Below are 12350 nucleotides of genomic sequence, written 5' to 3' on the forward strand. Positions count from 1 at the left end.
ATTGGTTTTCCGATAGTCTCTAAATATCATCACTTGGGGAGCGCAAGACACTGCCATGCTAGCTAAACGAATCTTACCTTGCTTGGATGTAAAAGCGGGGCGAGTTGTCAAAGGCATTAATTTTGTCAATCTCAAGGATGCTGGCGATCCGGTGGAACTGGCGCAGGTTTATAACGATGCCGGTGCGGATGAGTTGGTATTTCTCGATATTACGGCAACTCACGAAGACCGCGAAATTATCATCGATGTGGTATATCGCACCGCAGAACAGGTTTTCATTCCTCTGACAGTTGGGGGCGGCATTCAGTCCTTAGAAATGATTAAACAATTGTTAAGAGCCGGAGCGGATAAAGTCAGCATCAATTCAGCGGCGGTACGCGATCCGGGTTTTATCGATCGAGCCAGCGATCGCTTCGGCAATCAGTGTATCGTGGTAGCAATTGATGCCAGACGGCGACAAGACGGCAATAACCCAGGTTGGGATGTATACGTGCGGGGCGGGCGGGAAAATACTGGCTTAGATGCGATCGCCTGGGCTAAAGAAGCCGAGCAACGCGGCGCTGGAGAGCTTCTCGTCACAAGCATGGACGCCGACGGCACCCAAGCTGGCTACGATTTGGAATTGACCCGCACCATTGCCGAAAACGTGCAAATCCCCGTAATTGCCTCCGGGGGAGCCGGTAACTGCGGTCACATTTACGACGCCCTCACGGAGGGTAAAGCGGAAGCCGCACTGCTAGCATCCCTGTTACATTACGGGCAACTTTCCGTAGCAGAAATTAAAACTTACTTAACATCCCATCACGTGCCAACCCGGGTGCTGTAGCATCTAAGAACTATACACTGAGACAGATTCAGCCCTCGCCACATCCGATCGAGCCAGCCGTGGCATATATTAGAATAGATAAAACTGTTACATTTCGTAAATATATGTTGATTGCTATTCTAATGTTTGATGTGGCTCTAGTGGCTTGGTCGCTGCACCTGATGCAACAGGCATTCGATCGCCAAGAGTTTTCCTTGATGCTCGCCGGTACTTTGGTAGCCATGTCCGCAGCCGCTATGTTGGTAGTATATTTCCTCATCGGAGGCTGCATGGGCTACATAGCCCAGATGAGTCAGCACACCTATCCGCTTTATTAAGGAAATTTGCGGCAAAGGTACTTGACAACATGGGGAGAATTAAGGCAATATAGAAAAGCATCGAAAGGGGCTATAGCTCAGTTGGTAGAGTGCTTCAATGGCATTGAAGATGTCAGCGGTTCGAGTCCGCTTAGCTCCATACTTATGTAGACATTACTCTAAAGGCAGGTTACTGAGCGTATCGATCTTATATTTAGTTTTAAGGAGATCGCTGTTTATTGTCTGGCGTGGTTTAGGTGGTACATTACTCAGGAATGGTGACTATTTAATAGCATAAGTTGGGGAGTGACTGCTTTATGCTGCTCTCGAAGGTTTGGCTTTAGCCCGCTGCTTAAAGCTCTCAAAATCGACTGCCTGGGATTTTTCTGCCGCTGTCCATATCTCGTTAACAATTTCAGACAAGGGAGGAATTACCAGCAGGACGTACTGACCGACATCTTTGCTTTTGTTCCCCGCCACTCTCAGAACTGAAGGCATCTTCTCAGGAAAGTCTGTCCAATCTGGCTGAACCCAGAATACATCATCATCAATAACAACCAACTGTTTATCGCGCAAACTGTCGTCAAACCCGCTCTCGTCTAAGAATTTGATAATTTTTCTCACTGTTTGAAGGGAAATCTCTTGCCTCAGATTTTTGATCGCCCGAATTTCTAACACCTGTTCCCAAGTGTAAATAACCGTCGGCTTTCGGGACGTGCCAATTCTGTGGGGTATTACCAGTTGCGATCTTTCCAGGTATTGCAGGCGATTCGAGCTTGTCCCTGTTAGTTCCTGAGTTTCCCGTCTTGTAAAGCCTTCTATGATAGCCATTCTGTTATGCAGAACCTTATGTATTACTTTTTTGACGAAACAGAATACGTTTTATTAAACCTTACCGAAATTGTAATACAATTGAGGGAACGTAGCAAAGTAGCAAAAAACTCTCAGGTAGCTTGTAGCCTCATTGTTTTAGACGCTGATGCAGCTTCAACAACAGTATGCCGAACTCTGGATTACTTGAACTAGCTCACGAAAAGCTCTATTGGCCTTCCCCAGAGCAGGTTATGGAGCCAACTGGTGCTGGGCCAAGTATTTATGCAAGGCTGGCTAGGGAAAAACTGGGAAGAACTATAAGAAATCTTTCAGATAGTGCTGGTGTAGAAGTAGGAGTACTGGCAGCAAATCCTGATGGTGACGCAACTGAAGCTCCCATTGCAATTGTCTGCGATTTCGACAGACAAGTGTCAGAAGCTACGCTTAGAGAAACTTATAAACTCGCTTGGAGCTTTTCTCGCTCCCCATCATTGATTACTACTGAACCCGATCGCTTGCGAGTTTGGACGTGCTACGAAGAACCTCCAGCTGAGTCTGACACCCTAACTCCAGTATTTGAAATTTTTAGAAGCGATTTGGAATCGTTTGGTCAGGCATCTCTTTCAGAACAGGCTGCTGAAACCTTCCGCATCCACTGGGCTGATTTAGTGTCTGGTCAGTTTTTTCAAGAACATCACAAGCGGTTTCAACGAAGTCACTCTGCTGACCAGATGCTACTTAGTAACCTGAAAAGCGTCCGTCAGCAACTTAGAGAACAGAGGCTTGAGTACGATACTATCCATGATTTACTAGCAAGAATTATTTTTATTCAATTCCTTTTCGATCGGAAAGATTCTAAGGGAAACGCGGCATTGAATACAAGGTTCCTTATTGAACTGCATGAGAGAGGAGAATTATTAGCTAGATATTCTAAATTTCCTGAAGTTTTAAGAAATCACAGAGACACTTATAACTTTTTCCGCTGGCTTAACAATAGATTTAATGGAGATTTATTTCCAGGGAAAGGAAGCTCAGAAGCAGAACGCGAGCAAGAATGGCAAGCAGAGGAACGAAAGGTTACTCAATCTCACCTGAATTTACTTGCAGAGTTTATCAGTGGTGAGCTAGAGATGGAAAGTGGTCAGCGTTGTCTCTGGCCTCAGTATTCCTTTGATGCAATCCCTCTTGAGTTTATTAGTAGTATATATGAAGAGTTTGTTAGAGAAGGTAATGATGATAAAGGCGTTCATTACACGCCGGGACACATAGTTGACTTTATTCTTGATGGCGTTCTTCCTTGGGATAGTGAAGACTGGGATATTAAGATTCTCGACCCGGCTTGTGGGTCTGGTATTTTCTTAGTAAAAGCTTTTCAGCGACTAATTCACCGATGGAAAAAAGCTCATCCGGGTGAGGAAATAAAATCAAATGTTTTGAAAGCACTGCTTGAACAGAACATTTTTGGGGTTGATATTAATGCTCAAGCAGTAAGAGTTGCGTCTTTTAGTCTTTACCTAACCATGTGTGACGAGATAGATCCTCGTCATTATTGGCAGGAGGTACGTTTTCCAAGATTAAGAGGGAATCAATTAGTCTGTGCAGACTTTTTCCGAGAGGATAAAGAAGGTTATCGCACCCAGTTAGATTCGGCTAAGTACGATTTGGTTATAGGCAATGCGCCTTGGGGAAGAAATACTGTAACTCGACTCGCCCAGTCTTGGGCAGGAGATAAGTGGAAGATTACTTACGGAAATATAGGCCCACTTTTTTTGCCTAAAGCTGCTGCTTTAACTAAAGCAGGAGGGCGCATTGCAATGATGCAGCCTGCTGGTGTTCTAATTTTTAATCAAATTGGCACTGCCAAAGAGTACAGGCAGAAGCTTTTTTCAGAATTCAAAGTTGAGGAGATAGTTAATCTATCTGCTTTACGTTTTGGGCTGTTCAAAGATGCTATTTCACCAAGTTGCATCGTTACAATGTCAGCTAATACCCCTGATGGCGAACCTTTGTCCTATATCTGCCCCAAACCAGTCCACACTAATGAAGACGACTATCGCATCGTCATAGAACCACAGGACATTAATCTAATTTATCCACAAGAGGCGATCGCAGATCCTTTTGTTTGGACGGCATTGATGTGGGGGGGAAGACGAGATTTAGCTTTGATGCGGAGATTGAGCCAGGAACAAAACTTAGAAAAGCTGGAAATTGATGGCATTGTGGCAAAGCGTCAAGGGGTTATTCGAGGCGATCGTAAGAAGTCACAACAAACAATCATTGGGAGAAGAATATTACAATCTACTCGATTTCCCAATGGCACATTCTTGTTTCTTGATGTCCAAGAGCTTGATATCAATCATGATCCCTATACCGACTCAAGAGCATCAACGGATTTCACTGCTTTTGAAATGCCACAAATGATTATCAAGCAAGGTTGGCAGAAAAGTAGTGGAAGATTTGAGGCAGCTATTACTCAATTAAACAATACTAAATCTGGTATTATTTGCTCCGGGAGTTATGTTAGTGTACATACTCCACAAGAATTATTGCCAGCTTTAGAAGCAGCTTGTTTAACTTACAACAGCAAGCTAGCTGTTTACTATCTGCTTCTTTCCAGTGGTCGCTTTGCCTGTTATATTCCCGAAGTTAAGCCTGGAGATTTGTTACGAGTGCCAATCCCTGAAGCTCGTTCAGGTTTATTGCAGGATATTGAAACCATTAATGATGTAGATCTACGGATATGTGAAGCATTTTCATTCAAAGATAGCGAGTGGACACTAATTGAGGATTTATTTAATTATACGTTACAAGATTTTAAAGGAAACAGTTCTTCTCCAGGACGACAGAAAACTCATCGGCGAAGTAAGGGAGAATTTGAAGATATTGCCGAGCCAGAACTTAGGGTATATTGTGCATATTTTTTGCGAGTCATTAAAGCAGGATTTGGTCAAAATAAGAATATTTGTGCAACTATATTTCAAGAGGAAAATCAAACTTATCTTCCAGTTCGGTTAGTTGCGATCCATCTCAACAGACCTAACCATGAAGAAGTACAGATAGAGCCTATAGACTCTACGAATTTACTTGCACAATTAAAGGGCTTGAATAAGTTGTTATTGGAACAGCAAGATACAGAAGAGGGAGGAATTTTTTATCAGCGTGTTGCCAAAGTATATGATTCTGTTCGATTGGATGGAGAAAATATTCCTACTGTTTATCTTGTCAAACCAGATAAAATACGCTACTGGACTCGCTCTATGGCATTACGCGATGCCGATGAAGTTGCCGCAGATATTATGATGTGGCGCACAGGTTTTAAGGGGAAATCGTAGGTTAGCCAGGAGTCATAGCGTGATGAGGAGACGACTAACAATTCAGGATATACAGCCATTGCCAGTTCCGCCTGATTTTGTTCAATTAGCGAAACAGTGGTGTGAAGACCAATCCATGCTTTTACTTGTATTCGTTTGGGAGGGATATGACTTATTTCAAAAAGAAGTATTATCCACTATTCCTTGGAATCAAAGTTATGAGGAATTAGAAAGAAGCCTCACTCAAAACTTTGTTCCCATAATTCGTAGACGCATGACAGGTTGGGAGCCATTTGATGTTGAACATGGCCCTTATGAATTTGAAACGCGGGAGCAACCTCCAGCACAATCTCCTCAGTATGATATCGCATTTGTTATGTTTGGCGATAGAAGAATTATGTGGCCTATAGAAGCTAAAATTTTGCATTCAGATGGAGATGTATCTAAATATATAAATGAGATAAATGCTAATTTTTTGAAGTGTCGATATGCACCGTTTTCTAGCGAAGCGGGTATGCTGGGCTATCTTCTTAAGGGTCTTCCAAACAACGCTTTCACCAACATTGAAGCAAAAATCCCCTGCAAGCTCTGCGCTCATCCAGAATTGCCAAATCGCGACCATAAAACCTCAGAACACAAGCGAACAGTTCCATCAGGAAAGCCCTATTCTGTTGACTTTCGCTGCCACCATTTGATACTAAAAATTGCTGAAGCAGTTGCTTGCACGACATCTTAGGAGCTAGAGGTAATTTTATGTTTACAAAATATAGTTTTCCTGATTAAACGTAACCCTTGTAGTCTCTCCGAACTTGTAGTCTCTCCGAAGCTGCTCTTAATCCAATACTCTAGGTTTTCTAGAGCGCCAGTCCAGTAAAAAAGGTTGGCAACAACAAAAAAATATGTAATAAAGAGCGAAAAGGGAGGAGGGAAGAGGGAAAAGGCAAAAGATTAATTCTTTTACTCCCCGCTCCCCTACTCTCTCCCTCTTCCCTCTCCTTTATTAAGCAAAAGCAGAAAAACCACTATCTGGGGGGACATCTTGCCAACGTCCCGAACCTACTGCTTGGATTGCTTCTTGCAGAGAAACGTCACCAGTATACAGGGCGCGACCGACGATCGCACCTTTTACTCCCAAGGGTTCGAGGGCCAGCAAACTCAAAAGATCCGTTAGGGAACTAACGCCGCCAGAAGCAATGACGGGAATGGCAATGCTAGTTATCAATTCTCGCAATGCTTCTAAGTTCGGCCCTTGTAGTGTACCGTCGCGATGGATATCGGTATAAATTATTGCCGCAGCCCCTAACTCCGCCATCTGCTGCGCCAGTTGTACTGCGGCAACTTCAGAAGTTTCTAACCAACCGCGAGTTGCTACCTTGCCATTACGGGCATCAATTCCTACTACAATCTTTCCGGGAAATTCCCGACACAGATCCCCTACCAGTTGGGGATTTTCCACCGCCACAGTGCCCAGGATTGCCCGCTGTACGCCCATATCCAGCATTTGGGCGACTCTGGTGCGATCGCGCAAACCGCCTCCCACTTGTATCGGCACCGACACCGATCGCACAATAGATGCGATCGCGTTCAGGTTCGTCGGTTCGCCAGTTTTAGCGCCATCGAGATCTACGACGTGCAGCCGCGTTGCGCCTTGGTCTACCCACTGTTTCGCCACCGAACTTGGATTTTCGTCAAATACCTGCGATTGCGAGTAATCTCCTTGATATAACCGCACACATCGCCCTTCTAATAAATCGATTGCTGGGATAATTTCCATTCGCCTTTCTGTCAACGCCTTCTCAAACAATCATCCTGTTTCAGATTAGCTCGAATAGGTTTTTTAAGGGGAGCGGGGGAGCCGAAGAATTAATATTTTCGCTTTTCACTTTTCGCTTTTCCCTCTTCCTCTCCCTCTTCCCTCTCCCACTCCCCCGCTCCCCCGCTCTTTTCCCTAGCCCCTAATCCCTAACCCCTAACCCCTAGCTAATTCCCAACCTCCAATTCCTCCAGAATGGTAAAGCGGATGTGATTGATAGCTAACTCGCCAATGGAAATTTCTTCTCCACTTTCTGGAGTAGTATCAGTTTTCAGCTTTTCAAAGGAAATGCCTTTACCAATCTCAACGTGATACCAAGCTAATCCCATGAAGAAACGGGATGGGTATGGCCCGCGATCGATCACGTCGTCCGGATTGGATTCCATTGGCAACCAGCCGAAACCCGGTACGTAGAACTCCAACCAAACGTGATTGTAATCTGGATACAGGGGTACGCCCAGTTTATCTGCCTGCTGAGGACACTTGTAGCGCCCAATCGTGCGGCAGGCAATGCCGTTTAAACGGAAGAGAGCGAGTAAAATACCGACATATTCGCCGCAGGAACCGACACCTCGTTCTAGGGCAACGTCTGGTGGGTCGATATGGGGTTTGATGCCGTAGGAAAGTTTGTCGTAAACGTAGTTACGAATCCGATAAGCTTTCCGCAACAAATTTGTTTCGGTGCCGATCGCTTCAATGGCAGCATTGCGGATAATATCGGTATCCATCGCCAACTCGTCATCATCGACTAAATAGCGCTGCTGAAATTCTGGCGAAAGGTCGGGAACCTTTTCCAAGTCTCGCGGTGTGAGGCGATACTTGATACCGTAAACTTCCACAAGTGCCTTCCAACCAAACAAATGCCGTTCGTCCGGTTTGAGGTTGTCAAACTTAAACACTGCTATCCGCTGTCCGTCTACAATTTCTTCTGTAAAGGGAAGACCGACGGCAGAAATTTGACGGACTTTTTGTCGAGGGGTCTCCGATGGTAAGGCGATGCGCCATTGCACGTTTTGTAAATGCACCGCCTCTAGGGGTAGAAGTTCCTCCACGTAGGACATTTCGATCAGAAAGCCGTTAGATAGGGCGTAGTGTCCTTCCTGGTTGTAGTGGAACTGGAGGCGATGAATAAAAGTGCGATCGCGATATTCTAATTGGTGTGGTGGATTGGCATTCGGATCGTCTCTGATGTAAGCCTCCTCCCCAGCATAGGCTACATACAAGCTATCCTTACCAGTTTGGGGGTTTGTCTGGAAGGCCAAACCAGTCGGATTCTCAAACGGCGTCAGAACGCTAAACAGCATTTGACCAGTAGCCCGCTCCAGACAATATACCGTTTGTTCGATATCGTCAGAAACCCAGAGTTCCTCACCCCGCACCGCGATATGCTCAACTCCAATACCAGGTGAGTAGAATTGGGTAATCAGCCTAGCTGTGGCGCGGTTGTAAATAAAGATGTAGCCCGCTTTCTGACAAGTGACGTAAAGGGTCGATTCCCAAACCGCAATCCCATTGGCTGTATAGGGTAAAGTCACAAAATGTTGCGGCGTGAAATCCGTCGGAGTACAAAAGTAAACGGAATCTTCTTTTGTGAACCAAATCGTGTCTTCCCAGATTCCCAAACCTGTGGCACCCTCAAATTGGGCGACGCGATCGGGGTTTAAGATAGAAGTATTCTCGCTGTTGAGATCGATCGAGAGCAAATATCCCCTGGCCGAGTCTAGGGCAATCAGCCGATCGCCCGCAACAGCAAGGCCGTGGAGTGAGTAAGCCCCAATGGGTCGCAGCAGGTTTGTCTGGGAATTCGATCTTGGTGGAGGAGCAAGCATTTCTGTAATCATAGCCAAATCAGGTGAAAATATATAGTAGTGCGAAAAAAAGAGCCTTCGCGAGCTAACTGGGAGTTATGCGATGCGACTGTACAGGTTTGCTATTTTGCAACTGCAAGAGCGGTAACATCACCTAAAATTAAGTCATTTTATCTGCTTATTCATTTCCCCAAAAGGGAAGAAATGCTATGACTGCCAACACTGTTACTTCCAAATATCGTCGGGCTTCGCTTAGTGCGATCGCTAGAACTGGTCGTTCCCATTCTGCTGCTCTCCTCGTTTGGTTGCCAATATCATTATCGGTAGAAACCCAGACTCGAATTGAATCGTCTTTTACCAATAAACCTTTGCTCAGCGCTGCTGTTGTGCCATGACTGCAATGAAGTCCTTCTTAAAGTTAATTACCTTTTGTATCGTCCTGCTGTTAGGTTTCGGGATTGTCACTCACTTCCCTACAATGATTACGGCACAGTCACAACCGCCTACCAGCAGCCAAGGGCTACCGAATACTTGGGGAAACTACGAACCAGATCCCAGTATCGGCAAACCCGGTCGGCGCGAGGGGGGAGGAACGCGGGGGCCGTGCGCGTTCTCACGAGATCCTGGCAAGACTCTGACTGCTTTAGTACCTGTGATACAAAGGAAGGCAGGTAATTCGGACACAAAAACCGTTGCTTTTGGGGCAACCATAGAGGGATCTCCAACTTTCTTCTTTTACGTGCCTCCAACGGCGGCGCAAAGAGCGGATTTTTCCTTACAGGATAAGAACGACCAGAACATTTATCAAACCACTTTCAGCATTACTGGAGATCCTGGAATTGTCAGCGTTACCCTGCCCAGTTTTGCGAATTCGGGATTCTTAGAGTCCAAAAAAGATTATTTTTGGAGTTTTGCGCTCAGTTGTAACTCAAAAGCTGAAGATTCGTCAGACAGATCCGGCGTACTGGCTGTCAATGGATGGATACAGCGCGTACAAGCCAACCCCGATCTCGCGCAAAAGTTGGGCCAAGCGACACTGCGCGACAAGGTAGCTCTCTATACTAAGGCCGGCATTTGGTACGATGCTCTCCACTCTCTTGCAGAACTGCGTCGTAGTTCTCCCAATGATGCCAGTCTATCGGGTGCCTGGACTAATTTGTTACAGTCGGCTGGACTGGATAAACTTGCCTCCGAAGGATTGGGGCAAAATGCTTTGCTACCGTAAGAAAAGCTAGGGATTAGGGGCTAGGGGCTAGGGATTAGGGGCTAGGGGCTAGGGCGTCGGGAAGAGGGAAGAGGGAAGAGAGAAGAGGGAGAGGGAGGAATTTTAACTTTTAACTTTTGACTTTTGACTCCCCCACTCCTCCCTAACTCCTAGCCCCTAATCCCTAGCCCCGACGCCCTAGCCCTAATCCCCAGGCAAGCGGGCTAGGTAAAATTGCTTTTGGCTTGAGCTAGGTAACACTTTTGCTGTTGACTAATTGATAAGAACAACAAATAAATTGTTACTTTATTGGCAGCTGGCTTGTGAAATTATTCGTTTACCACACCCCCGAACTGACTCCGACCGATAGCGTTCCCCATTGCGCGATCGCTATAGATGTTTTGAGAGCTACAACAACGATGGCTACAGCTTTGGCAGCAGGTGCCGAGGCGGTTCAAGTCTTCAGCGATCTGGAAAAATTAATGAGGGAGAGCGAAAATTGGCCTGCCGAAAAGCGGATTCGCGCAGGCGAACGCGGCGGGGCGAAAGTACCGGGCTGCGATATGGGCAATTCTCCCCTAGATTGTACGCCAGAGCAGGTGCAGGGACGCCGATTGTTTATCAGCACTACTAACGGCACTCGTTCTCTACAGAGAATCCAAGATGCTGCTTCGGTTTTGGCGGCGGCGTTTGTCAATCGCAAGGCTGTTGTGGATTATATCCTAGCTCAGCAGCCAGAAACGGTTTGGATTGTCGGTAGCGGTTGGGAAGGCAGTTTTTCCCTGGAGGATACCGCTTGTGCTGGTGCGATCGCTCACAGCTTGGTGACGGCACAAAATGCCAAATTAGATGATATCGCTGGCAATGATGAAGTAATTGGTGCGATCGCCCTTTACCTCCAGTGGCAAGATAGATTGCTCGAACTGATGCACCACGCCAGTCACGGTAAACGTTTGCTGCGCTTGGACTGCCACGAAGATTTAAAGTACTGCGTTCAAATGGATCTTTTGGATGTTCTGCCTATCCAACGGGAAGCTGGTGTTTTGGTCAAGGGATAGGGGCTAGGGGAAGAGGGAAAGGGAAGAGAGAAGAGGGAGGAGGGAAGAAATTCCTAATTTTGACTTTTGACTTTTGACTTTTGACTTTTAACTCCCCCACTCCCCCGCTCGCTCGATCGACGCTACATTAACTATTGAGCGTCTAAAAGCGATATCCACCAGATAGGCAAGTCTGAAGTAATTAATCATTTTTAACAGAGGCCGATATGCCAAGAACGCAACGCAACGATAATTTCATCGACAAAAGTTTTACCGTCATGGCAGATATAATTCTCAAAATTCTGCCTGCTAACAAAAAAGCAAAGGAAGCTTTTGTCTACTACCGCGATGGGATGTCCGCTCAAGGTGATGGTGAATATGCGGAAGCTTTGGACAATTACCACGAAGCGCTAAAGCTGGAAGAAGATCCATACGATCGCAGCTATATCCTCTACAATATCGGGCTGATTCATGCTAGCAACGGCGAACATGAAAAAGCTTTGGATTACTATCATCAAGCGATCGAACTCAATCCCCGCCATCCTTCAGCTTTCAACAATATTGCTGTGATCTACCACTACCAGGGAGAAAAGGCCAAGGAAGCGGGTCAATCCGATGAAGCTGAAGCTTTTTACGATAAGGCGGCGGAGTATTGGAAGCAGGCGATTCAGCTTGCGCCTAACAATTACATCGAAGCTCAAAATTGGCTGAAGACGACTGGGCGATCGCAAATGGATGTGTTCTTTTAATCATCGGTCATCGGTCATTGGTTATTTGCTAATAACGGCGAACTAATAATTAATGACCCATTCCCCATTCCCTATTCCCCATCCCCCATTTTCAAAATTATGATTGACCGCGAACAAGTCCGCAAAGTTGCTCTTCTAGGCCGCTTACAATTAAGCCCAGCCGAAGAAGAACAATTCACAACTCAATTGGGCAGTATTTTAGAATATTTTGAACAGTTGAGCGAGTTAGATGTGAGTAAAGTCAAGCCTACCACAAGGGCGATCGATGTTAGCAATATCACGCGAGCCGACGAACTGCGACCTTATCCAGACAGGGAAGCTATTCTCGATTGCTCTCCCGATCGAGATGGCGAATTTTTCAAAGTGCCGCAAATTCTAAGTACAGACGAGTAGAAAACCATCCAAAAGGGTGATGAACTTTTTTGTTCTTACCCTTTTGGCTTCTCTTTAACTACGAACAGGAATTCATCTAGAATAGAAGTAACAAAATTAT

Annotated in this window: 12 protein-coding genes and 1 tRNA gene; 10 read left to right on the plus strand and 3 right to left on the minus strand. The window is 45.7% G+C overall.

Annotated features, from left to right (window positions below; translation table 11 throughout):
• The first annotated feature begins 55 nt into the window (after positions 1-55).
• The 3 genes from hisF (at position 56) to H6G03_RS05235 (ending at position 1282) form a co-directional block, all read left to right on the plus strand.
• Positions 56-826 carry an imidazole glycerol phosphate synthase subunit HisF gene (gene hisF / locus H6G03_RS05225; RefSeq protein ID WP_190462775.1) on the plus strand — a complete coding sequence of 257 codons (771 nt, stop codon included), beginning with the start codon at positions 56-58 and terminating at the stop codon, positions 824-826.
• A 104-nt stretch (positions 827-930) separates the two neighbouring features.
• Positions 931-1143, plus strand: a complete 213-nt coding sequence (locus tag H6G03_RS05230) for a hypothetical protein (protein WP_190462885.1) — start codon at positions 931-933, stop codon at positions 1141-1143.
• Between the two features lie 66 nt (positions 1144-1209).
• Positions 1210-1282: transfer RNA gene (locus tag H6G03_RS05235), tRNA-Ala, on the plus strand.
• 155 nt (positions 1283-1437) lie between these two features.
• Here H6G03_RS05235 and H6G03_RS05240 read toward each other — a convergent pair.
• Complete coding sequence (locus H6G03_RS05240; protein ID WP_190462777.1) at positions 1438-1953, minus strand: MerR family transcriptional regulator; 516 nt, start codon at positions 1951-1953, stop codon at positions 1438-1440.
• Positions 1954-2120: 167 nt separating this feature from the next.
• On the opposite strand from H6G03_RS05240, the gene H6G03_RS05245 reads away from it, so the two are divergent.
• Both H6G03_RS05245 and H6G03_RS05250 read left to right on the plus strand, forming a co-directional pair.
• Positions 2121-5267 carry an Eco57I restriction-modification methylase domain-containing protein gene (locus H6G03_RS05245; protein ID WP_190462779.1) on the plus strand — a complete coding sequence of 1049 codons (3147 nt, stop codon included), beginning with the start codon at positions 2121-2123 and terminating at the stop codon, positions 5265-5267.
• Between the two features lie 22 nt (positions 5268-5289).
• Positions 5290-5982: a hypothetical protein gene (locus tag H6G03_RS05250; protein ID WP_199315144.1), complete on the plus strand. Its 693-nt coding sequence runs from the start codon at positions 5290-5292 to the stop codon at positions 5980-5982.
• Between the two features lie 264 nt (positions 5983-6246).
• On the opposite strand, the gene hisA is transcribed toward H6G03_RS05250, so the two are convergent.
• Together hisA and H6G03_RS05260 are read right to left on the minus strand one after the other, a co-directional pair.
• The gene (gene hisA / locus H6G03_RS05255; protein ID WP_190462783.1) at positions 6247-7020 is read right to left on the minus strand and encodes a 1-(5-phosphoribosyl)-5-[(5-phosphoribosylamino)methylideneamino]imidazole-4-carboxamide isomerase; all 774 of its coding nucleotides are present in this window, start codon (positions 7018-7020) and stop codon (positions 6247-6249) included.
• A 206-nt stretch (positions 7021-7226) separates the two neighbouring features.
• On the minus strand, positions 7227-8900 hold the full coding sequence (locus H6G03_RS05260) for a transglutaminase-like domain-containing protein (protein WP_190462785.1): 1674 nt from the start codon (positions 8898-8900) through the stop codon (positions 7227-7229).
• 176 nt (positions 8901-9076) lie between these two features.
• Here H6G03_RS05260 and H6G03_RS05265 point away from each other — a divergent pair, with 176 nt between their 5' ends.
• The 5 genes from H6G03_RS05265 (at position 9077) to gatC (ending at position 12250) form a co-directional block, all read left to right on the plus strand.
• Positions 9077-9262, plus strand: coding sequence for a hypothetical protein (locus H6G03_RS05265; RefSeq protein ID WP_190462787.1), 186 nt, complete (start codon positions 9077-9079; stop codon positions 9260-9262).
• On the plus strand, positions 9259-10092 hold the full coding sequence (locus H6G03_RS05270) for a DUF928 domain-containing protein (RefSeq protein WP_190462789.1): 834 nt from the start codon (positions 9259-9261) through the stop codon (positions 10090-10092). The genes H6G03_RS05265 and H6G03_RS05270 overlap by 4 nt, the downstream gene beginning before the upstream one ends.
• A gap of 302 nt (positions 10093-10394) precedes the next feature.
• Positions 10395-11129: a 2-phosphosulfolactate phosphatase family protein gene (locus H6G03_RS05275; protein ID WP_190462792.1), complete on the plus strand. Its 735-nt coding sequence runs from the start codon at positions 10395-10397 to the stop codon at positions 11127-11129.
• Positions 11130-11335: 206 nt separating this feature from the next.
• Positions 11336-11857 carry a photosystem I assembly protein Ycf3 gene (locus H6G03_RS05280; protein ID WP_190462793.1) on the plus strand — a complete coding sequence of 174 codons (522 nt, stop codon included), beginning with the start codon at positions 11336-11338 and terminating at the stop codon, positions 11855-11857.
• A gap of 99 nt (positions 11858-11956) precedes the next feature.
• A complete protein-coding gene (gatC, locus tag H6G03_RS05285; RefSeq protein ID WP_190462795.1) occupies positions 11957-12250 on the plus strand; it encodes an Asp-tRNA(Asn)/Glu-tRNA(Gln) amidotransferase subunit GatC in 294 nt (97 codons plus the stop codon).
• The last annotated feature ends 100 nt before the right edge of the window (positions 12251-12350 follow it).

Origin of the sequence: Aerosakkonema funiforme FACHB-1375 (assembly GCF_014696265.1) — a bacterium.
GTDB lineage: Bacteria > Cyanobacteriota > Cyanobacteriia > Cyanobacteriales > Aerosakkonemataceae > Aerosakkonema > Aerosakkonema funiforme_A.